Origin of the sequence: Capnocytophaga granulosa ATCC 51502, from assembly GCF_000411115.1 — a bacterium.
In the GTDB taxonomy this organism is placed as follows: domain Bacteria; phylum Bacteroidota; class Bacteroidia; order Flavobacteriales; family Flavobacteriaceae; genus Capnocytophaga; species Capnocytophaga granulosa.
This window is the reverse complement of record NZ_KE150256.1, coordinates 1-23346: the sequence shown is the minus strand read 5'-3', so window position 1 is coordinate 23346 and position 23346 is coordinate 1. Positions and strand designations below refer to the sequence as shown.

Below are 23346 nucleotides of genomic sequence, written 5' to 3'. Positions count from 1 at the left end.
CGATGGAACGGATATTAGTGGTATATTACTCCCAATCGGGTCAGCTCAAACAGATAGTGGATCACTTTGTGGCTCCCTTCATAGGGGCAGGTATATCAGTGGACTACTATGAGATAGAAATGGAAACTCCCTTTCCCTTTCCATGGAACAACGAGGCTTTCTTTGGGGCTTTCCCTGAGTCTTTCCTCCAGATTCCCCAGCCAATAAAGCCTCTACCTGCCGCTATAATGGAGCAGCAGTATAGTCTTGTCGTCTTGGCTTATCAGGTGTGGTACCTTTCACCCTCTATCCCGATAACCTCCTTCCTCAAGAGTGAGCAGGCTGCGCACTTGCTTAGTGGAAAGCCCGTGGTTACCCTCTCTGGTACGCGCAATATGTGGATCAAGGCCCAAGAGAAAATAGGACAGATGCTTCAAAAGTACAACGCACCTATAGTGGCTAATATCGCTCTGACGGATAGGCATCATAACCATATCAGCGTGCTGACCATCGTTCATTGGCTCTTTACAGGGGAAAAAGATAGGTATTTGCGTATTTTCCCCCTTCCTGGGGTATCTGACAGAGATATTGCCAGCGCTACCCAATATGGAGAAATTGTATTAAAGCACAAGCAAATAGCAGATTACAGCCCTGCTTTACAAAAAGAGATAGTCGCTCAAGGAGGAGTGCAAGTAAAACCCTTCCTACTCTCAGCCGAGAAGAAAGCCAATCGTCTCTTTGGTATATGGGCAAGGCTCATTTACGGAAGTCCCCGCCGAAAGTTCCTTCTCAAGTGCTTTCATGTCTATCTATATTTTGCTATATGGATACTCATGCCTATTGTCTGGCTATTCTATTGGCTTACCTATCCGTTTTTCTATAAGAAGATCACCCGCCAGGTACTCAATGTTCAGCAGTCGGTAGTCAGCGGTCAGTAGTCAGCGGTCAGTAGTCAACGGTTAGTAGTCAGTAGTCAGCGGTCAGCAGCTAATCACTAATCACTAATCACTAACCACTAATCACTAACCACTAATCACTAACCACTAATCACTAACCACTAATCACTAACCACTAATCATTAACAATTGACAATTAACAATTAACAATTAAAAAAGATGTCTTTCATACAGACCATTAAGTCTTACAACCCTACTTTTTGGGTGGCAAATTTCTTACAAATCATCGAGCGTGGCGCATGGTTTGGTGTTTTTTCCCTCTTGGGTCTTTACTTAGTAGCCTCCACTGATGAGGGGGGATTAGGACTAAGCCATATACAGAAAGGAAACATATTGGCCAATGTAACAGCGATACAGTTCTTTCTACCACTTTTCTTTGGGGTAATAGCCGACCGTATTGGTTACAAGCTCTCTCTTATAATAGCCTTTGTGATTATAGGAGTAGGCTATTACCTCATGGGTACGGTTGATAGCTATTGGGCAATCTATTTAGCGTTTTTGTTTGCTGCTATGGGAGGGAGCTTCTTCAAGCCTGTGGCCTCTGGAATTATCGCTCGCACTACCGATGAGAAGACGAGCACTATGGGTTTTGGTCTCTTTTATCTGATGGCCAACATAGGGGGCTTCTTCGGCCCTGCTTTTTCCTCTTACTTGCGTACCACTATGGGTTGGCGTATCATTTTCCTACAGGGGGCTGCGATGATCTTAGTCAATCTCTTAGTAGTGCTCTTTTTCTATAAAGAGAAAAAAGTTAATAGAGAATACAATGTCCCTATTTTGGACGAAATAAAGGGATCTTTCCACAATATCATCGAGGCGCTCAAGGATACCAAGCTTTCGGTACTTCTGATTCTGATGGTGGGTTATTGGTTGGTCTATAACCAGCTTTTTTATACCTTGCCCAACTTTATAGAGGACTGGGTGGATTCCTCCACTCAGAGTGCTTGGATCAATAAGTATATTCCTTTCTTAGGGACAACCCTTACTGAGAATGGACAGATCAAAGCCGAATGGTTTGGTAATTTGGACTCGGTGATGATTATCATTTTCCAAGTGCTTATCTCTTATATAATTATGCGAATGAAGCAGGTCAGCGCCCTAATTCGTGGTACAGTGATTGCAACACTTGGGGTGGTGCTTACTTTTGTTTTTAACAATGTATGGTTTACCATTATAGGTACGGCAATTTTTGCCACTGGGGAGATGATGGCAGGTCCTACCCTCTATGCCTATGTAGCACAGATTACCCCTAAGGGAAAAGAAGCGCTCTATCAGGGTACCTTGTTTTTACCTGTGGCAGTGGCCAATTACCTCATAGGCTTTGTTACAGGCAACCTCTACCAGCTTTGGTCGGATAAGTATTCTCTCCTTCAGCGGGAACTTACCTCTCGCCAGATAACTCTTCCTGAGGGCTTGAGTAAGCGACAGTTCTTTGAACAAGCACAAGAAAAACTCCAAATGACCCATACTCAGCTTACGGATTATCTCTGGAATACCTATCAGCCCAATAAGTTGTGGTATATAACACTGGCTATGGGTGCCTTTACCGCTATCTCTGTTTTTATCTATAATAAAATCGTCGTGAAAAAACAGTAGTCAGCAGTCAGTGGTCAGTAGTCAGCAGTCAGTTACTAACCACTAACCACTACCCACTACCCCCTAAACCCTAAACATTAATTTTGATGACTGAACAAAAAAGATCTTATACACAAACTCTCAAATCATTTTCCTCTACCTTTTGGGTAGGGAATTTACTACAACTAACGGAGCGTTGGGCTTATTTTAGTATCTTTTCACTGCTTGCTCTCTATCTGGTAGCAGGTACTGATGAGGGGGGCTTAGGCCTTACCCATACCCAGAAGGGGAATATCATGGCGCATATTACCGCTATTCTGTATCTCTTACCATTGTTCTTTGGGGTAATTGCCGATAGGATTGGTTACAAACTCTCTTTGCTTATTTCTTGTGTCATCATGGGAGGAGGCTATTATCTGATGAGTGTTGCCAGTAGCTATTGGGATACCTATTTTGCTTTTCTCTTAGCTTCTGTGGGGTGTAGCTTTTTTCGTCCTGTAGTACAAGGGATCATAGCACGCCATACCGATGAGGGTAATAGCACCTTAGGGTTCGGTTTTTTCTATATGATGGGTAATATAGGAGGTCTATTAGGGCCTGCCATGTCGTCCTACCTGCGTACTACTATGGGGTGGAAGGTGATTTTTATACAGGCAGTGGTGGTAATTATCTTTAATCTTATTGTGATTCTCTTCTTCTATAAGGAACCCAAAGCGGAAAGAAAATACAATATCCCCTTACTAACCGAGATAAAAGGCTCTGTACAGAACATAGTTGGAGCCTTAAAAGATAAGAAACTAACAATACTGTTGCTTCTTATGGTAGGGTTTTGGACGGTTTTTAATCAATTGTTCTATACTTTGCCCAATTTTATAGAAGATTGGGTGGATTCCTCTAAGCAAAGTGATTGGATCAATCGTAATATATCTTTTTTGGGAACTACTTTTACCGAAAACGGACGGATAAAAGCGGAATGGTTTGGCAATATAGACTGTATAATGATTATCCTAACCCAGATGTCTATCTCCTATTTTGTAATGAAAATGGATCAGGTCTCAGCCATGATTCGCGGAACTATAGTGATGACCATAGGGGTTACCCTTACTTTTATGTTTAAGGAAGTTACTTTTACAGTATTGGGAACAGCTATTTTTGCCATAGGGGAAATAGCCGTAGGGCCTACTATTTCTGCCTTTATAGCAAAAATCACCCCTAAGGGAAAGGAAGCGCTCTACCAAGGAACCTATTTCTTACCTATAGCGGTGGGCAGCTATATTACAGGTTTTTTCTCAGGAAACTTATATGATAAGTGGTCAGATAAGCATTCTTTGCTTAAAATGGAATTGGACAAACGGGCGATCACCTTACCTGAAGGCCTCAACAAAAAGGAATACTTTGAACAAGCCCAAGAAAAGTTACACCTCTCCGCTACGGAGCTTTCAGACCTATTATGGAACACATATCACCCTAATAAGTTTTGGTATATAATCTTCGCAATGGGTATACTTACCGCCTTTTTTATATACCTCTTTAACCGTTACCTAAAAAAGTCCACTAATCACTAACCACTAATCACTAATCACTAACCTACCCCCTAATGCCTAAATACCTCTTTTGGCTACTTTGGAGAGCTTGGTTTTATATATTGGTAACCACTCTTATAGTACTTCTATTGCCACTCTTGTTCCTGCTTACTGCACATAGGCAGTGGTATCGTGCCTTGTATTGGGTTATGCGACACCTATGGGCAACTCCTATCCTTTATGGCATGGGCTTTTTGCCCAAGATCAGAAGGGAATATAAGGTAGCTAATGACCATAATAGCTATATGCTCGTGGCCAATCATTGTAGTATGATGGATATTATGCTGATGTTCTATTGTAGTGAGAATCCTTTTGTATTTGTAGGGAAAAAGGAATTAGCTGCCTTGCCTTTGTTTGGCTACTTCTACAGGCGAGTGGCTATATTAGTGGATAGGAAAAGCCCACAGAGTAGAAAGCAGGTATATGTGCAGGCTAAGGAGCGTATAGTTGATAAGCTGAGCATTTGCATTTTTCCCGAAGGGGGTGTTCCCGATGATGAGTCGATCGTCTTGGATAGTTTTAAGGACGGGGCTTTCCGCATTGCTATTGAGTGCCAAATTCCCATAGTACCTATGGTCTTCTATGATGCTAAAAAGCGTTTCCCTTTTCGTTGCTTTGCAGGTAGTATGGGTGTTATGCGGGTAGATGTATTAGCTCCTATCTACACTCAGGGCAAAACCCTTGAGGACAAAGAAGTACTACGCGAAGAGGTACGCACCCTCATATTACAACACCTAACAAATAATACTCATTAGCCAATCAGCTTACTGTCTCATTGACAATCATTTTAGTGGCTAGGATATGCTTGCACAGACCGCGATTTGTCTGGTGATTGGTATACCAATTGCAGGTACATTGGGCATGGTCGCCATCTATGATGACCGTATGGGTAACACCTCCTGTACCTTTTACATGGGCTTTGACAAAATCATCGTGCTGTTCTATGATTTGTACCTCGTTGTTCTTAGTGAGTTTCTTAGCATTTTCCAAACGTGGATTGAGGCTTGCCAAGCGCTCTGGCTTGAAAGGCAGGCGACGGTAGAAATAATTCCTATCCAAAAGATTATAGCCTAATAGCCCAATACTAGATAAGGAAGCTTGCAGCGTATTCATGGTTCCCAAATTAATATCGTTCTCAATAGAAACCATAGTAGGGGAGAATACCTCATTGGTTTTGAAGAAGTTGTTGATACCTACCAGCCACTCCATAGGTACATCCTCTATCATATTTTCTAAATAGCGCCCATCTCCTGAAAAACCGCGATATACATTGTCCGAAAGTAAGAAAAGCATCTCTACCCCCTTGAAGTTGAGCACAAAAGCTACTGTTTGCTCACTGGGATTGCGGTAGATAAAAAGGCTATCGGCAAGCAGTAGTAAGCCCTGTAAGAGGTTCAGGCGGTGTGCGCCTCCTATCTTAATAGCTCCAGCAGTAGGGGTAGGGGCAAAGGCATAGCTGACACCCCGCTTGACTAAATAATAATCAGTCTTTACTGCTTGTTTGGGCAAGGAGCGGAAGAGCTGTATAGCCTCGGCCTTATTCAGGCGATAGGCTAGTTCCATTTCTGAAAGATACACCTGTACATTGCCCAATCCTTTAATCCATCGGTTGGGAAGGGTTACTTTCTTTTCTACTGTTTTATGCTTGTCAGTGATAAAGTGGGTTTGTTTTTGTCCCACGCCCAAGATCATTTGCTCTGAGGCGGTTACGGCATTGAAAGCACGTACAGTAGCATCATTGAAGTCAATATTGGTACAGCCACTTTTGAGAAACTCCCCATCGAGTACCTCATTATGAAGCGATACACGTGCATATACGCTATTGCAGGAGGAAAAAGCCTCAAAAAGCAGCTGTTGGTTCCCTACCGATATGATAGGGTCGCGCAGCTTGGCCAACACCCCTGGGGCGATAGCAAACTGGGAGGCTACCGTCTTGGCGAGTGTAGCCAAGCACTTAGCCACGACAAAAGGTTGAGTGATATTACCCCAAAAAAAGCAAGGCACCGCATTGTCTTCTTTCAGTTCCGAACAGTGAGAAAAAATAAAATTCTTTTGGTGTGCCGTCCCCTCTTCTATCACAGAGGCAAACGGATAAGCGTATTGAAAATCATTCATTTTTAATTGTTAGTCGTTAATCATTAATCGTTAATCATTAGTCATTAGTCGTTAGTCATTGGTCATTATCTCATTAAAGGAAGTGCCATCTAAGTAGCCTTTTATTCCATCTCTTTCAAAGCGGTAGAAAGAAGCGCTTACTTGCTCTAAATGGTCATAGATAGGGTCTTTTTGGGGAGGATAGAAACCCTTTTTACCCTCTTTTTCTATATAGAAGAAAGGCTGATGGTTAAAAGTAGCATGGTAGTATATCGCATCATAAGCCATAGGGAGTAGCTCGCGGCCAGTAATTTTTTCATCTTTCCCTTCAGTGAAGTTGTATATATAAAGGCCTTTACAGCCATTTTTCTCAACAGGAAGATAGACTTGAGCCGTGTTGTCATTCCCTTTGATAGCTTCTAATTTTTGTACCTCCTCATCGGGGGAGCGGTCAGTAAGCAGGTGCTTATAAGCTCCAAAAGTTCTTTCAAGGCTATAGCCTGTATCCTTGTACTTTATAAGAGAATAGTCCCAACTTCCTGTACCACACATGGGGATATTAGTATCGGGGAATTCTTTTACCGCTTGGCTAAAGACATTGTAATAATTGACCCCATGTTCGTTAAGCACTTCCACTCCTTTGTCATAGAAGTGAGCAGCTTTCACTGTCCCTACATTCATTTTTTGATGATACCCATTATAGAGGTCTATATCCTTGCTATCTTTAGCTATGATGATATAGTCATTTGTAGATATATAAGGGTAGGACTTAGGGAGTAACCTTTGTCCAAAGTGATTGATAAGATTGCACCTGCCTCCCTCACAGACCCTCAGAAAGGAATTGATGGGATTATGGTCTAAATCAATGCAATAATTAACCTCCGTAGCGACCGCTTCCAAACGGCCATAATAGGGAAAAGTGAGGGTTTGCTCCTCAAGTGGAATAAAGCTATAGATAGGCGGATCTCTCTCCACATCAGGGTTTTCTATCAGAGGACAATAGAAATAGGCTCTTTTGCCAGCGCCAAAGTCCATGGTAAGTACGCCAAAGTCATAGAGGTAGTATTCACGCTTTCTACTTATAGTGGGATTACTGAAGAAGTATTTTGTACCCTGAGTTGTTGGTATCTCATAGCTAAAGGCTCCTTTTTCCTTACCTTCTCTTAGCGCTTGCCACGCAATAGTAGAGGGGTTTAAGAAGCGAAAAATATCTGTAAGGTTTGATTTCTCGGTTTTGATGGTCCATACCTTCCCTTGAAAATCACTATATAAGGTAGGGCGGATATCTTTGGTATAGATAAGAATTTTGTTCTTTGAAATTGTTTTTAAGGAGAGAGGTTTGTTTTGTGATTTCCAAAAAGCACTATAGGTCTTATAAGGTCGGTTAAAAGCATTGTGTTCTGTATAGGTTTTTTCAGTCCTAAATGCCAACTCATACGCAATAAAAGCCTTTCCTTGCTGCTTGTAGAAGGAGGTTTTTCCATCGGTAGTGTCCAAGGCAATCACATTGATCTGCTCGGAGGGGAGGATATATTCCCCAGGCAGTAAGGGTGCTATATAGGACAAGAGGAAAGAGAGTACAAGCATGATTTAGTTTTGAGTGTTGATTTTTTGGTTTTGAGTGCAAATATAGGATATAATTGGCAAAATAGCAAATTAGTAAACAAATAAATTAACTTATTGAATTATTAACATCAAAAGATAGACATAAGAAAATCAATAAGTTAATATGTTTGACAAAAATATTTTTGTCTTAGATATAAAAAAAAGTAGTATTTTGTTTGTTTTATCCAAGAAAAAACGTATTTTTGTGGCATAAATACGTATTTTTATCTCCTAAATAGGTTTTGTGGATTTTTGAATAAGTTATAAAAACGCTAATAACAAACAAATATTTATCAATAACCTATTTAAAAAGCACTACCAAAGCATTTTTTAATTGTTAAACAACTGGAATATGAACAACAAAAAAGGATTACTATTGATTTTAGTCTTCTTCCCTTTATGGCTTTTAGGCCAAGAGATGAAAATAAAAGGGAATGTCAAGGACGATGAAGGCTCAGGTATGTTGGGCGTTTCTGTGGTAGTCAAAGGGACTACCAAGGGAGTGGCCACGGATAATGACGGTAACTTTGAACTAAAAGTGAACCGAAACGATGTGCTTGTGTTCTCAAGTGTGGGTTACACAACACAGGAGGTGAAAGTAGGGAAAAACACCCATCTAAAAGTGGTGATGTTTCCCGATGTAGAGGAACTGGTAGGATTTGAGAAGGTAGCTGTAGCCTATGGTACTGCCGATAAGAAATCCTTTACAGGTTCTATGGCTACCGTGAAAGCCGAAGAGATACAAAACAAACAAACTACCGACGTGGCCAAGGCGCTCGAAGGGAGTGTCTCTGGGGTGCAGATCTCTACTTCTACAGGACAACCTGGTTCCAGCAGTAGTATCCGTATCCGTGGGATTGGCTCTATCAATGCCAACAGTAACCCTCTCATTATTGTAGATGGGGTGCCTTTCGCAGGGAGCTTGAGTGCTATTAACAACAACGATATTGAGTCGGTTAATGTGCTCAAGGATGCGGCTTCTTCTGCTCTATATGGGGCACGTGGTGCCAACGGAGTGGTGATCATCACGACCAAATCAGGAGCACGAGGCAAGCTCTCCATACAAGTGGATACACGTGTAGGGTTCAACTATCGCGGTATTCCTGAGTATGACATCATCAAGTCTCCTGCCGAATATTACCAGACCCTTTGGAATGCACTCTATAACCAAAGCTATTTCCAAGTTAGAGGGGGAGGAGATGCGGCTGCAGCGGCTGCTTTTGCCTCTAAAAACCTTATTCCTAATGTGGGAAGGGGCTACAATATCTATAATGTGCCAGATAACCAACTAGTGGGAGCCGACGGAAAGCTCAACCCACAGGCTACACTGCGCTACAAAGATGCTGATTTTAACAACTGGGAAAAAGCCTTGTTCAACACTCGCGTACGTAAGGAACATAACCTAAGCCTAACCAAAGGAACAGAGTTCAATAGTTTCTATTTCTCCCTTGGTTATTTAGGTGATGAGGGCTACAATATGAACTCTTATTTTAATCGATATACCATGCGCTTTTCTTACAAAGGAGAAATAGCTCCATGGCTCAAGGTTAATACCTCTTCTATGCTCTCTCATACGCAACAACAAGGGACTGAGAAACAAAACTCTTATTCCAATCCTTTCTCTTGGACACGTAATATAGCTCCTATCTATCCTGTATATAAGCATGATGCCAATGGCAATCCTACAGGAGAGTATGACTTTGGGGAATCACGTAAGTATAACGAAAATACCAACCCTGTGGCTACCCAGAATGAGGACATTGACCTATATAAGGACTACTATTTCAACCAAGCACTTTCCTTGGATATGAGTATTGTGCAGGGATTGAAGTTCTCCACAACAGGAAATTTCTATGGGGATTTCTATAATTCCAACGAATATACGACCCCTATAGGAGGTGCAGGAAAGACTTATAACGGGTCTTCTACTAAGAAGAGTTCTAATGATATAGTGATGACCTTCAACCAACTCCTAAGGTATAACAAGGATTGGACTGATTATGCCCTAGAAGCTCTCTTAGGACACGAAACCTATAAAAAACGCTTGGGTACTATGGAAGGAACCAAGAATAATTTCGTGGATCCGAGCAATTCCGCCTTTGACAATGCGGCAGTAACTACAGGTCTTTCGTCCTATGACCGTACTTATGCAGTGGAAGGTTATTTTGGACAGCTCAACGGAAACTACAAACAGAAGTATTTCCTCTCTGCCAGTTTACGTCGCGATGCTTCTTCCGTATTTGCGCCTGAAAATCGCTGGGGTACGTTCTGGTCAGTGGGTGGCTCATGGCTCTTGAGCAATGAGAAATTCTTGGAAAAGGTAAGCTTTATCAATAGCTTGAAACTTAAAGCCAGCTATGGGGTACAGGGTAATGACTATATTTATTTGCCTGGAACCAGTACTCGTTCTTATACTCCTTATATGTCCTTGTACAGTGTGAGTTCTGATGGTAAAAATCCGGGGCTTAAGGCACTCTACAAAGGTAATAGAAATATTACTTGGGAAGAGAGTGGCAACTTCAATACAGGGGTGGAAGCTGCCCTATGGGATAACCGCCTAACTATAGAAGCTGACTTTTTCTATAAAAAGACCAATGATTTGTTATTCAATATGCCTGTACCAGCTTCCACTGGTTTTACCTCTGAGCCTCGCAATGTGGCGGATATGAAGAATCAAGGGGTTGAGTTCTCCATAGGGCTAACTCCAGTGAAGACCGATAGGGTTACTTGGACTGTCAATTTCAACGGTTTGCACTATAAGAATACAGTTACAAGACTTCCTGACGAACTCAGAGAAAAGGGCTTTACTCGTGGCAACCAGATTATGAAAGAAGGAGGAAGTATCTACGACTTCTATATGGTCAAATGGGCAGGGGTAAATCCTGATAATGGAGATGCTCAATATTGGATAAAGAATCAAGCAACAGGACAATTTGAATTAAAGCAAAGTGCTGATTATGAGTCTGTCAATAGCTTGCAGTATGCAGGTAGCGCCATACCTGATTTGCAAGGAGGTTTCGGTACTACGCTACATTTCTATAACTTTGATTTGGCCTTGCAATTCTCTTACCAGTTGGGTGGTAAGTTCTATGATTCTCAGTATTTAGGACTTATGCAGACAGGTGGGAATGGTAGAGGTTGGCATACCGATATTCGCAAGCGTTGGACACCGGAGAACCGCAATACCGATGTGCCTCGCCTACAATTCAATAGCCAAAATATAGTAGCAACTTCCGATCGTTTCCTTATAGATGCTTCTTATCTCTCTTTAAGAAACTTGAGTTTGGGCTATAATTTTGGTCCTGAGGTGACTGAAAAACTCAAATTAAGCAGATTGCGCTACTATATCACTGCCGATAATGTGTATTTGTGGAGTAAGCGCCAAGGCTTAGATCCTCGTGCAAGTATAGGAGGAACCAATACCTATGCAGTATATAGCCCTATTCGTACTGTTTCTATGGGATTATCTGTTAGTTTTTAAAATTTTGACCTATGAAAAAAGAAATAAAGAAAATAGCTTCCATGGCCCTACTCTCTGTTTTGTTTGTAGGGTGTGCTAAGGACTTTTTTGACCCAGAGGTGAATGAATATTTGACCGACCAAAGGAAAAAAGAACTCCAAGGCAATGCAAAAAATAAAAAACAACTCTTGGAGATAGAACTCAGAGGGATTTATAATAACAATGCTGCCACACAGAATTCCAACCACGATGGTTTTGGTCTCAAGGCGGTAGATGCAGGTTTTGACCATACAGGCTTAGACCTTGTACAGGCTTCTCGTAGCTGGTTTATCTTTGACTATAATTTTGATAATAAGAAAGCCAATTTCCGTCGTCCTGCCTTTGTCTGGAATTTCTTATACAAGCAGATCAGTTCTATCAATACCGTTTTGGCCGACTATTTTCCTACAGCTCCTGATACAAATACAGAGCAAGAGGTATACCAAAAATATGCAGAGCTTAAGACCATGCGCGCTATCTTTTATTACTATTTGGTAAATACCTTTGCCAAGACCTATGTAGGGAATCAGGGAAGTTTAGGAGTGCCCCTTATGCTTAACCCTGGGGACGACAAGCTTCCTCGTGCTACGGTGCAACAGGTCTATGACCAAATGATAGCAGACTTAACGGTGGTGGATGATGCTCGCTTTCAGATTACCCCTGACAATAAAGCAGATGCAGACAAGGCAGTAGGGGCTGCCTATTTGGCCAAAATCTATGCCTGCCAAGGAAATTGGACAGAGGTACAGCGCTATGCCCTTATTGCTACCGAAGGGCCAACTCCTTCGCTTACCTCCAGCGCGGACGTACAAGCTGGGAAATGGGATATCAGTATGAACTCTTGGTTATGGGGATTTGACATCACCCAAGAGACAAGAACCTATTGGAATTCTTTCTATGCACACATGGACAACAGTATACCTAGTAGTTATGCAGGTGGGGGTGCTTTCAAGCTTATCTATAGCAATCTCTATGCAAAAATAGGCGACCAAGATGTACGTAAAAAGTTGTATATCAACGAAACCTTGTTTCCTGATATAGCAGCTAAGTACCGAGCCATGAATCCGCACTTGCCTAAGTATGCCAATGTGAAGTATGTAACCAATACCGACTTTACCAGCGACTATTGCTACCTTCGTAGGGAAGATCCTTACCTACTCTATATAGAGGCCTTGGTAGAAAACAACCTCTTAGATGAAGCAAAAGGAGCATTGGAATATTTGGTAAAGGACAACCGAGACGATGCAGCCTATGACCTTTCTGCTCTTACCACTCAAGAACAACTTCGCCAGGAAGTACGCCTACAACGTCGTATAGAGCTATGGGGAGAGGGTACATCTTTCTTCGATTGGAAACGCTGGAAGACAGGTATTAACCGCTATGAGGCAGGCTCTAACCACTTGCTCAAGGTAGAAGTACCCGCAGAAAGTGAAAAATGGATTTACCAAATTCCTAAAGCCGAAATGGAATCCAATCCTAATATGATACAAAACGAGTAATTAGTAATCAGAGACCAATGACCGATGACTAGTGATAAGTAACTAATTATTAGTTACTTGTCATTAGTCATTAGTTATTAGTCGTTAGTCACTATACTTGTCATTTTCTTGTGATTTCTCGGTAACTTGTCTTGCTTCTTCACTTCCTCCAAGTAGAGTGCTACTACTTCCTTCCCAAAGGCTTTCACTGCTGGTGGATTGGGGCGGTCTAAGAACTCTATAAAGCGAGGAATAGGCAGAAAGTCCCAAGCCAGTACTTGGGAAAGGTAAGTCTTTAAGTAAGTGAGATCTTCCCCACGAGTAATGGCCTGACAGATATATTCATACGCCAAATCCCGTGACGGACGTTTTTCAAAGAGCAAGCATGCCCCTATATACAGCCAACCGCTGTGGCGTACCCGTAGGTCGTAACGCAGTACAGCCTCCAAGGGTAGGGTCATATCGCGCACTTGGTCAGCCTCATTCATTGTTGCCCAGAGCGCTATGTAAGCACATAATATCGCATCAGGATAGTGGGGGTTGAGGCTTAGTTTATATTCTGCCTCTTGAGCCGAAGTACATTTCCCTTCATTGGCATTGTAATAGTTGTAAAGGGCAGGACGGCTTTTATCTTTGCCATATTTGTAATAATGATTGCAGTGATAGGTGAACTCTTCGCCTACTTCACCATTGGCATAAGTTCTTTTCTCCCAACCATAACGGATATAGAAAGGCTTTACTACACTAAGGATATCCTTTGCTTTAGTAGTTTCAAATACTTTGAACTCCTCATCGGGGTGTTTTAGGCGGGTGATTTGCGTCCATAATGGTAAAAGTGCTTCGTTTAATTGTATTTTATCAGTAAGATCTAAGTAATACTGAATAGCAGGCGCATAGTCGCCTTTGAGCTGTTGAGCTTTTTCTTTGGCTGCTGCCGAAACCTCCCAAAAGAGCAGACGGTTGCAAGCCACAATCAGGTCGTCGAGGTCAGGGGCTTTGCTTTGCACTTCGTATTGCAAGAGCTTATCTACCAATACCTCCGCCTCTATATAGAAGGGTTCGTGTGTAGGAGTCGCGAGGAACGGTAGGGTATCTTTTTCTTTGAGTTTTTCGAACGTACGTGCTATTTTATTAAAGAGATAGGGGAAGGTTTCTTTTGCTTGATTAGCACCTTCGTGTATATCTCTTATTCTATCGAGTTTGTCGGCTTGTGAATATTTTTCCTCTTTGTAGAGCCTACGAATCTCCTTCCATTCCTTATCTATATCATAGATAAGGGGTTCGATACTTTGGTTACTCCACGAGTCTAAAAATAAGTATAGTAAGGGCATTGTACCCATAGACCATTCGCGAGCGAGGAGCTGCTTGAGATAGGGCTTTACTTGCTCTGGGTAATCCACAGGGATTTGGTCTTGTAAGCGTACCAGCGCATCAAAGAAAACATCAATAGTAGCGGCTGATTTCTCACGGATACAATCGCCAAGGAAGAAAAGAAGTTTTTCAGGTGTTAGATTATGGGTTATAGGTGTTAGGGTGCGAGCCGCACAAGCAGTTTGGGAGTTCTCAGAATTTTCTGAAGGACTTAGGGTGACAAGAAGTTCTTGGGCTTTGCCTTTTAGATAGTCCTTATAGGGTGCTACCACTTCCGCTAAGCCCTCATCAGCGAAATAAGTGGTGAGTAGTTCAGCTACAGCTTCTTGTAGCTTCACATCGGGTTGGGTAAAGAGTACCGCTAATTGTTCGCGGTAGCTCAGGTCAGTAGGAGCATGTTTTTTGAACTCCTTTGCCAAAATCTCTACTCCTTGAAGGAGTGTTTTAGGTTGCTTCTCTATGGTGAAGGCAAGTGGGAATTGTTGCATAAAGCTCTCAAAATCAAACTTTGGCGCATTAGCAATAGAGACGATGTATTCCATAACGATCTTCACTACACTACCTACTCCAGTGCCTAAAACGGCAAAGAGCGTTTGTTGATGAGCCAAAAGTTCCTCTTGGGTAGGGGCAAGCCATTTGAGCAAACGACAATGCCAATCAAGGTGGGGTTTCTTCCATTGGTTAAGTAGTGACTCCAAGAGTTGCCCTACAAAACTACGAGGAATTTGGTAGCCATAATGCACCAATAATTCAAATACCTCATCCCAATAGGTAGTTACTTTGGCAACACCAGAGGTACTGATTTTGCTTGAGGGGTTATCACTTTTCCACTTGGAAAGGTCGAGTACTTTCGTCTCAATACGGTAGAGTTGTAGGAGTACCTTTTCAATGGCTTCGGGGTTTTGTAAGAGGAAGTTTACATCGGCGGTTACATATCGGTTGAACATAGAGACCTCAAGAAGGTTTTTTACAAAGCGTTCTTCATCAAAAGGAATCCAGCCTTTTTTATAGAAATACCATTGGAAACCAAAGGACAATCCATCGATCTCTTTATTATATCGTTCTTTAAGTACTTTTTTGATATAGTTATCTGGCGGAAATTGTGTAAAGTAGTTGATTACAGGTTCAAAATAGAAAGAACCTAAGATGGCATAAGGGTTTTTCTGATAAGGTTCACCAAAATAATTCTCTTTATCAATCATCACTTTGGCGATATCGCTTTCTTCGCGCACCATAGTGATAAGAGCGTAGTTAAGCGCGTGAAAAACTCTATCTTTATGGCGATAAGTATCCTTTTTATCCACGTTCTTTTGTGGGAAATCTGTTTCTGAATAAGGGCTTAAACCCTTGATAGCAGCGATGGTTTCGTAACGCTCACTATCGGTGAGCTGGCTCGTAATATTGAGAATAGCCGAGAAATCCCCTTCGGCAATGGCGGTAATGAGGGGTTGATTCATTTTTCTTTTAGGGTTTTAAGTTTTGAATATAGACCAAGTAATCGGATTAGTTGGCAAAGATAGCGATTTTATTTTGATTTTGAAATCTAATCACCAAAAGCTGCTAATTTCTTATGATAGCGAGGGAGTTTTTCCTGCTTCTTCACTTCCTCTAAGTAGAGCGCTACTACTTCCTTTCCAAAGGCTTTTACCGCTGGTGGATTGGGGCGATCCAAGAACTCTATAAAGCGGGGGATAGGCAGGTAGTCCCAAGCCAATACTTGAGCGAGATAGGTCTTTAGGTAGCTGAGGTCTTCCCCGTGGGCGATGGCCTGACAGATATATTCATACGCCAAATCCCGAGAGGGACGTTTCTCAAACAACAAAGCAGTTCCTATATAGAGCCAACCGCTATGGCGTACCCTAATGTCGTAGTGCAAAAGCACTTCCAAAGGAAGAGACATATTGCGTACTTCGCGCACCTCGTTGCCCGTAACCCAAGTGCTAATATAGTCACACAACATCGCATCGGGGTAGTGAGGATTGAGGCTTAGCTTATATTCAAAAATAGTACTGATAGGCGAGCACCCTCCATTGGCATTGTAATAGCGATATGGGAAAGCATTCTTTAGGTCTGTATAACTTATCCCTACCCACTTGGTGTGGTGTCCAAAAGTAAATTCTTTATGGCCATCATCTTCCTGCCAACCATAGTCAATAAGATAAGGTTTTACTACCCCCAGAATATCCTTAGCTGAAGTGGTAGCAAACTCTGGAAATTCTCTATCGGGGTACTTGATACGGGTGATTTGTGCCCAAAGCGGGAGAAGCTCTTCGGTTAGTTGTATGTCATCTGTAATACCTAAATAATACTGAATAGCTTTAGCATAATCCCCTTTGAGTTGTTTTGCTTTTTCCTTCGCTGCTGCTGAAACCTCCTTAAAGAGCAAACGATTGCAAGCTACAATGAGGTCGTCAAGGTCAGGGGCTTTGCTTTGCGCTTCGTATTGCAAGAGCTTATCTACCAGTACCTCCGCCTCTATATAGAAAGGCAGATGAGTAGGGGTAGAGAGCAATGGCAAGTGGCAGTGCTCAAGGATAGCATCAATGACCATTTGCCCCTTACGGAAAAGAAACGGCAGGACTTGGCGAGCCTTGTCTAAGTAATAATCCCTTGTATAGGTTTCAAACTCTTTTTCGGAGAGCTTTTTGCGCTTTTGATTCATCTCCTCCCATGTATAGCTACATTTGGGGTCAAGAGTTAAGGGACGTTGGTCAATCAACGCACATAAGACTCCTAAGAGAATAGTATCTGTAGGGATTTCATTGCCCTTTCGCTTGGTAAGCTGTTTGATATAGGGTGAAAGAGACTTTGCCCAATCGGCGGGGAAGTCGTCTTGCAAAGTGATCAGTCCCTCCAAGAAGACATCTATTGTATGAGCAGCAGGCTCGCGTAGGCAGTCGCCGAGGAGGAAGAGCATCCCCTCCACATACTCTGCTCTCGCAGACTTTCCCGAAGGGGGACACAACGCAAGTAGCGTAGTGGCTACTTCCTTCTCTTCGGAATAGGGAGACAACGTAGGTGGGGTAGTGGCTGTTTCTTGAGTGCTGTTGAGGCTTGCCCCCCTTCCTTCGGAAGGGGGAACGGGGGTAGGAATTTTTAGGTAATCCTGATAGGGTGCTACCACTTCCGCTAAGCCCTCTCCACTGAAATAAGTGGTGAGGAGACTGGCGACTTTCTCTTGAAGTTTGGTATCGGGCACAGTGAAAAGTACCGCTAATTGCTCGCGGTAATCCCGATTAGTAGGGGCTTGCTTTTGGTAGTATTTTTCTAAGATTTCAACTCCTATGAGTTGGGATTTAGCGATTTTAGGCACGGTAAAGCAAAGTGCAAAATTGTCGGCAAAGGCTTGGAAATCAAAGGCAGGATGGGTACTTATTTGAGCAATACACTTCATCGCAAAGTTGATAAGCGAGGACTTGTCCAAGGTTAGCAAGGCAAAGAGCGTGTGCTGGCTTGGGAGCAACTCCTTCTCGGTGGGGGCAAGTCCTTCAATCCATCGGCAGTACATATCCAATACATTCTTTTTCCAAGGGTTGAGTAGTACTTCTACAAAGCTGGTTATAAAGCTCTTATCAGGGAAATAATTTTTCTTACAAAGCAGGGTAAAGACTTTTTTCCATTCCAAGTTGGATCCAAGTGTATAATCTATATACTTAGCCGTATGAGGAATCACGCGCGTTGCCAGCTCAGGATTTTGACTAAGCAATTGTACAACAAGCTCCTCTTGGGTACGATGATATTCCATAGCATACATTCTTTTTACAAATATTTCTTCATTGAAAGGGAGCAATCCTTCTTTGTAGAGTGCTAAAAGCATCTCAAAAGAGAGGTAGTTAGGGTATTCTATATACATCTTTTGGGCGCCTTCTGCCATATAAGCACCTTGTGGTGTGTGTAGAAAGTCTATAAAGGCTTGAGCTTGCTGAGAAATCAGAAATAAGAATAGGTATTTTTGCTGATAATAACGACGCCCATAGAAACCAAAGTCTAAGCGGTTTTCTACTTCAGCCAATTCTTTGAGGTTAGTACAAATACACATCATTGCATAGCTTACAGCGAACTCCTTGTTTGCTCCATAACGATGAGTTTTGGGTGTCTCTGGATAAATCTCCTGAACATTGTGATAGGTGAACTTATCCTTGAAAAAAGCTTTTTCTTCTTCGGGTAAAGCAAAGGCGATGCGACGGATTTCTGCCCAATTTTCTTCTCTAATGGCTGAGATTAATTCTTTATTCATAATTAAGTGACCAATGACTAATGACTAAATTCTACTAATTTTTTGTGATTGCGAGGGAGTTTGTTCTGCTTTTTCGCTTCTTCTAAATAAAGGGCGACAACTTTCTTTTGGAAAGCCTTTACTTTAGGGTCGCGGGTAGGTCGGTCTAAAAACTCTACAAACCGATTGATTGGACTAAAATGCATAGCCAACGCATCACTTAAATAGCGTGCTACATAATGTAAATCCTCACCTCTTGTAAGGGCTTGAAGTATATATTCATAAGCCAAATCTCGCGACGGACGTTTGTCGTATAACAAACACGCACCTATATACAGCCAACCACTGTGGCGCATGCGCAAATCATAACGCAAAATAGCTTCTAATGGTAGCTGCATATTGCGTATTTCTTCTGCCCCACAAGCATTATTGGCTATATAACCGCACAGAATAGCATCAGGGTAATGAGGGTTCAAACTCAATAGGTAATTCACCTCTGTCGATAGGGGGGTACTACCTCCACAAGCATTGTAGTAAAGGGGCGAAAAAGAGTTCCGATAGTGCTCTATCCAATAGCCTTTTTCGCTTTTCTCATCATAACCTATATCGTAATTATGAAAGGTAAATATATCTCTGTCTCTCCATTTTGTCCATCCATAACCTATGTAATAAGGTTTTACTACACTGGGAATCTCTTTAGCTGAAGTGGTTTCAAATTCTGGAAATTCTCTATCGGGGTGCTTGATACGAGTGATTTGCGTCCAAAGTGGTAAGAATTCTTCAGTTGGTTGTATTTTATCAGTAATACCTAAATAATACTGAATAGCAGGGGCATACATACCTTTGAGTTTTTGGGCTTTTGCTTTGGCTGCTGCCGAAACATTTCTAAATAACAGTCTATTACAAGCCACTATAAGGTCGTGAAGGTCTGGCTGCTTATTCACAGCTTCATATTGTAGTAGTTTATCTACAAATATTTCGGCTTCTATATAAAAAGGCTCGTGCGTAGGGGTCGAAAGGAATAGCAATACCTCTTTTTCATTAAGATATTTCAAGGTGAGTTGTGCCTTGTGAAAGAGGAATGGCATAAAAGTTTTATGATTATACAGCCTACCCCAAAGAAGATACTCCTCAAAAGCGGCTTCATCAAGTTTTTCTCTCAAAGCATTACTCTCCTCATAAGTGTATTGATAAGAAGGTATTTCAAGAGGTTTTTGATGTGAGTAGCAGTACAAAAAGCCCTTTATTATGGTTGTTACACTATCCAAATAATGATTTTTCATCAGTTTTTTAAGGTAAGGAGCCAACTCTTTAGTGTAATTAGCAGGAAGGCTCTCTTGCAGCTGTACAAGCCCCTCAAAAAAGAGGTCTATAGTCCCCGCAGTACGCTCACGAAGGCAATCCCCTAATAAGAACAACAAGGCATCAGCAGTAGTAGGTACTTCAAGTTTGTCAACCTCCAAAGGAAAATGATTCTCAAATGAAGATGAAATATTATCTTGGCAAGCCTCCTTATTAAGGGGCTCCTCCTCTTGGGGGAGAGAAACAGGGGTAGGAATCTTCAAATAATCTCTATAGGGTGCCACTACTTCCGCCAATCCTTCTTCTGCAAAGTAAGTAGTTAAAAGTCCTGCTACTTTCTCTTGTAATATCACCTCAGGCACAGTAAAGAGTACAGCCAGTTGCTCACGGTATTCAGTATTAGTGGGCGCTTGTTTTTTATAGTATTCTTCTAAAATATCCAAACCTATAAGCTGTGATTTGGCTATCTTAGGGATAGCAAAACACAAGGTAAAGTTATCCGCAAAGGACTGAAAATCAAAAGCAGAAGCATTAGCAGCTTTTTGCAGTTGCTTCATCGCAAAGTTGATGAGGGCTGTATTGCCTAAGCTGAGTATTGAAAATAGAATATGCTGGTTTTCAATTACTTCGTCAGCAGTAGGGTTGATAGCTTCTATCCAACGGCAATAGGCATTGAGGATGTTTTTCTTCCAAGGGTTTAACAAAGCCTGAAGGTATTGCTTTACAATATCTCGATTTGTGAAATAGTTATTTTTAGCCAAAATTGAAACTACTTTTATAATCTATTCAAAATAAAGAAGATACAGGGATTACAATAAGAGTAGGTAACGATTTAGTAATGGTTCTTATTTCATTTGATTATACCTATTTTCTCAGTAACTTCTGGGTGCAAAGGTACAACATCTTGACAATATAAACAAAAAATTTTACCTTTGCACCCGCAAACGTGCGCTGCTGCATAGGCTTCTGTAGAAGCCTATGCAGCAGCGCACGTTTGCGTGGAGCTAATTGTAAATATTCTGCAAACCAACTGTTTAAAAAATGAAGATTTTTTTTAGTTTGCGTATATCATTGTTTTTTTGTAATATAGCGCAATAAATCATTTAAATATTTGATTCTATGTTTCAACAAATTTTGAATCAGTTGGCTGTAAGAGAACGCCAAACCACGCTGGAAGGATCCGCCGTGGTTAAAGAATCTTTAGAAATGGTACAATTCCTAAAAGACCTCTTAAGGAAGGTCAAGGAAGAGGTACAGCAACGAGGTTTTACGGACCAAGCAGAAGAGATACATTTCTTCCGCGAGGTACAACCTCAAATTGTTAGCAGACTCATTTTCTACAATGAGGTTTACCAGATAGAAAGTAAAGCAACTTTGCTCTCTACTGAGGCTGCTAAAAAGTTTCTAAAAGACAAAGAAACCCAATGGTTTAAAGAGTCAGAGACTTTAGAAGCAACCGATTTCTTTAGTTATATTGCTTTAGGAAGAACTAATCGCGATGTAGAGTATTTTACTCGCAATTATGATTACCTTCCTCAAAGCAATGAGGGGTATTTGTTTTCTTTTGATGGAGCCTTTTCTACCTGTCGTAGCTTTGAAGTTGCTAAGATAGGGGCTGTCAAGGAACTCTCCGATTATCTTTTTTTTTCGTACTGAAGTTAAAGAAGAAAAACTACTTTTAGAAGCACTAAATCTTCAGTGGACAGGCAAAAAAAGCCAACTAGTAGAACTCATCTATGGATTGCATTCTGTTGGATGTATCTCTTATGGAAAACTCCCTATTAGTCAGATTACCAAAGTCTTCGAGAAGCTCTTTAACGTAGAATTAGTAGAGCAGTACCATGTTTTCCATCGTATGAAAGGACGTTCAAAAAGTCTCACCCCTTTCCTTGATGAAGTAAAAGCCTCTTTACTGGTTTATATGAACAACTCCGACCAAAAGTAGTTTTGCTAACTTCAAATAAAAACGTTTAAACCATTATTTAATCAGTTTTTTAGGGAAATAGACAGTTTCCCTTTTTTAGGGAGAAGGATTTATAATCAAATATTATATTCATTATTTTCAATTTAACTCTTCTATAGAAACTCCCTACACACTTTTACCTCCATTTCTCAAAAAAAGCCCATTATAGCCCATTGGCATTTTTTAGACATTTCTTCCTATAAACATCTCTAATATCTTCCAAAACACCTATTAATCTCTTTACAATCAACGTAATAAATAAAAATCACTTCAACTGCGTTAAAATGCACATTTCAATGGGTAGTACTTGGCAGTTTATGTTTTGTATTTGTCAGAACTTTGCCGCCGAGAATTTAACCCTATACGCAATGAATTTAATCACCATTGAAGAATCCGCTTGGAAAGCCCTTATGGAGCAACTCCAAAGCATTGAAAACCAACTCAAGCAAGAGCCTATTGAGTGGGATAGTTTGTGGCTCAACCAAAAAGAAATCTGTCAATATCTCCACCTAAGTGAGAAAACCCTATGGCGAATGCGCAAACGCAATGAAATCACCTACTCCAAAATCTATGGACAATATTTCTATACTTTGGGAAGCATTCGCAAACTCCTTATCAGTCAATCGGTAGAAAACACTGAAAGCTACTTGCAATCTCTCACTCAAAAAGCCAAAGGTTATGTTGAAAAAGCAAGATATTTTAAGTAGAACCGAAGGAGGACTACAGGTCTTCCAGCACTATCTACAAGGCAACTGGCGAGTAGGTAAAAACTTTAAAAACCCTTTCTATGACGATAAAAATGCTTCCTGCAATATCTATAAGGACAAACAAGGCATTTATAAAATGAAAGATTTTGGCAACGATACTTTCAGGGGTGACTGTTTTTTCTTGGTAGGTTACCTCTATCAATTGGACTGCCAAAATGCCTCTGACTTTATCGAAATCCTAAAAATTATCAATCGAGATTTACATCTGGGTTTAGAGGAATCCACCTCTATAATTACACAAAAACCTCAAATACCTCCCACTATCACCATAGAAAGTACTACCCCAGAAACCAAAAAATCTATCTCTTACCAATTCACCCAAAAACCTTTTACCCAAGAAGAGTTAGCCTATTGGCAGAAATACGGCATCACCCAAGAAATCCTAAAAAAATACAACGTGATCTCTCTGCAAAGCTATTCAAGCACCAATAAAGACGGCAAACCTTACACTATTGCCTCCACCTATAATGAGTGGATGTTTGCTTACCTTTTTAAAAAGCATTTAAAGGTCTATCGTCCCTTTTCTAAACTGCGTTTTCTCTATGGAGGTAATCCCGAAAACTATTGTTTTGGTGAGTCTCAGCTACCTCTACAAGGCGACATTCTCTTTATCACCGCAGGTGAAAAAGATGTAATGAGTTTATCCAGTAGAGGCTTTTCGGCTATCTGTTTCAATAGCGAAACAGCCCACATTCCTTTACAAAAACTCCAAAAGCTAAAAATGCGATTCCGACATTTAGTCCTTTTGTTTGATAGCGACGAAACAGGTAAAAGAGCCTCCTTAGAGCAACAAGCCCAATTAGCACCTTTAGAAGTATTTCGTTTAGTTTTACCTCTTTCAGGTACTAAAAAGGATAAAGATATATCCGATTATTTTGCACAAGGTAAAACGGGTAGAGACCTATTGCAACTCTTTTATCAGACCCTTAGCAAACACTATGAAGAAAGCCTATCACTG

The 23346-nt window shown here is 41.2% G+C and carries 15 protein-coding genes; 10 read left to right on the top strand and 5 right to left on the bottom strand.

The annotated features are described in order from the left end of the window. Positions 1–2: 2 nt before the first annotated feature. The 4 genes from HMPREF9331_RS09010 to HMPREF9331_RS08995 all read left to right on the top strand — a co-directional run bounded on the left by HMPREF9331_RS09010 (position 3) and on the right by HMPREF9331_RS08995 (position 4848). Positions 3–917: an NADPH-dependent FMN reductase family protein gene (locus tag HMPREF9331_RS09010; protein WP_016420661.1), complete on the top strand. Its 915-nt coding sequence runs from the start codon at positions 3–5 to the stop codon at positions 915–917. 177 nt (positions 918–1094) lie between these two features. Further along, on the top strand, positions 1095–2531 hold the full coding sequence (locus HMPREF9331_RS09005; protein WP_016420660.1) for an MFS transporter: 1437 nt from the start codon (positions 1095–1097) through the stop codon (positions 2529–2531). Positions 2532–2617: 86 nt separating this feature from the next. Further along, positions 2618–4075 (top strand): MFS transporter, encoded by a 1458-nt coding sequence (locus HMPREF9331_RS09000; RefSeq protein ID WP_016420659.1) that lies wholly within the window; start codon positions 2618–2620, stop codon positions 4073–4075. Positions 4076–4107: 32 nt separating this feature from the next. Then, entirely contained in the window at positions 4108–4848 is a 741-nt protein-coding gene (locus tag HMPREF9331_RS08995; protein WP_016420658.1) for a lysophospholipid acyltransferase family protein, read from the top strand. Between the two features lie 4 nt (positions 4849–4852). Here HMPREF9331_RS08995 and HMPREF9331_RS08990 read toward each other — a convergent pair whose 3' ends face one another. Together HMPREF9331_RS08990 and HMPREF9331_RS08985 are read right to left on the bottom strand one after the other, a co-directional pair. Continuing rightward, entirely contained in the window at positions 4853–6208 is a 1356-nt protein-coding gene (locus HMPREF9331_RS08990) for an SWIM zinc finger family protein (RefSeq protein WP_016420657.1), read from the bottom strand. Positions 6209–6259: 51 nt separating this feature from the next. Continuing rightward, positions 6260–7774, bottom strand: a complete 1515-nt coding sequence (locus tag HMPREF9331_RS08985) for a hypothetical protein (protein WP_016420656.1) — start codon at positions 7772–7774, stop codon at positions 6260–6262. 370 nt (positions 7775–8144) lie between these two features. Here HMPREF9331_RS08985 and HMPREF9331_RS08980 point away from each other — a divergent pair, with 370 nt between their 5' ends. After that, positions 8145–11273: a SusC/RagA family TonB-linked outer membrane protein gene (locus HMPREF9331_RS08980; protein ID WP_016420655.1), complete on the top strand. Its 3129-nt coding sequence runs from the start codon at positions 8145–8147 to the stop codon at positions 11271–11273. A gap of 11 nt (positions 11274–11284) precedes the next feature. After that, a complete protein-coding gene (locus HMPREF9331_RS08975) occupies positions 11285–12790 on the top strand; it encodes a RagB/SusD family nutrient uptake outer membrane protein (RefSeq protein WP_016420654.1) in 1506 nt (501 codons plus the stop codon). Positions 12791–12867: 77 nt separating this feature from the next. Here the strand turns inward: HMPREF9331_RS08975 and HMPREF9331_RS08970 are convergent, their stop codons facing one another. From HMPREF9331_RS08970 to HMPREF9331_RS08960, 3 genes are all read right to left on the bottom strand, one after another. Continuing rightward, positions 12868–15597: a DUF6493 family protein gene (locus HMPREF9331_RS08970; protein WP_016420653.1), complete on the bottom strand. Its 2730-nt coding sequence runs from the start codon at positions 15595–15597 to the stop codon at positions 12868–12870. 86 nt (positions 15598–15683) lie between these two features. After that, a complete protein-coding gene (locus HMPREF9331_RS08965; protein WP_016420652.1) occupies positions 15684–18377 on the bottom strand; it encodes a DUF6493 family protein in 2694 nt (897 codons plus the stop codon). Between the two features lie 17 nt (positions 18378–18394). Beyond that, positions 18395–20422: a DUF6493 family protein gene (locus HMPREF9331_RS08960; protein WP_317042415.1), complete on the bottom strand. Its 2028-nt coding sequence runs from the start codon at positions 20420–20422 to the stop codon at positions 18395–18397. Positions 20423–20777: 355 nt separating this feature from the next. Here HMPREF9331_RS08960 and HMPREF9331_RS13445 point away from each other — a divergent pair, with 355 nt between their 5' ends. The 4 genes from HMPREF9331_RS13445 to HMPREF9331_RS08940 all read left to right on the top strand — a co-directional run. Next, the gene (locus tag HMPREF9331_RS13445; protein ID WP_016420650.1) at positions 20778–21314 is read left to right on the top strand and encodes an RteC domain-containing protein; all 537 of its coding nucleotides are present in this window, start codon (positions 20778–20780) and stop codon (positions 21312–21314) included. Beyond that, positions 21274–21603 carry an RteC domain-containing protein gene (locus HMPREF9331_RS13440; protein ID WP_081638607.1) on the top strand — a complete coding sequence of 110 codons (330 nt, stop codon included), beginning with the start codon at positions 21274–21276 and terminating at the stop codon, positions 21601–21603. Before HMPREF9331_RS13445 ends, HMPREF9331_RS13440 begins: the two co-directional genes overlap by 41 nt. A gap of 314 nt (positions 21604–21917) precedes the next feature. Further along, the gene (locus HMPREF9331_RS08945; protein WP_016420649.1) at positions 21918–22328 is read left to right on the top strand and encodes a helix-turn-helix domain-containing protein; all 411 of its coding nucleotides are present in this window, start codon (positions 21918–21920) and stop codon (positions 22326–22328) included. Next, positions 22300–23346, top strand: a 1047-nt coding sequence (locus HMPREF9331_RS08940) for a toprim domain-containing protein (protein WP_016420648.1), incomplete at its 3' end; no start/stop codon positions are given. The genes HMPREF9331_RS08945 and HMPREF9331_RS08940, both read left to right, overlap by 29 nt.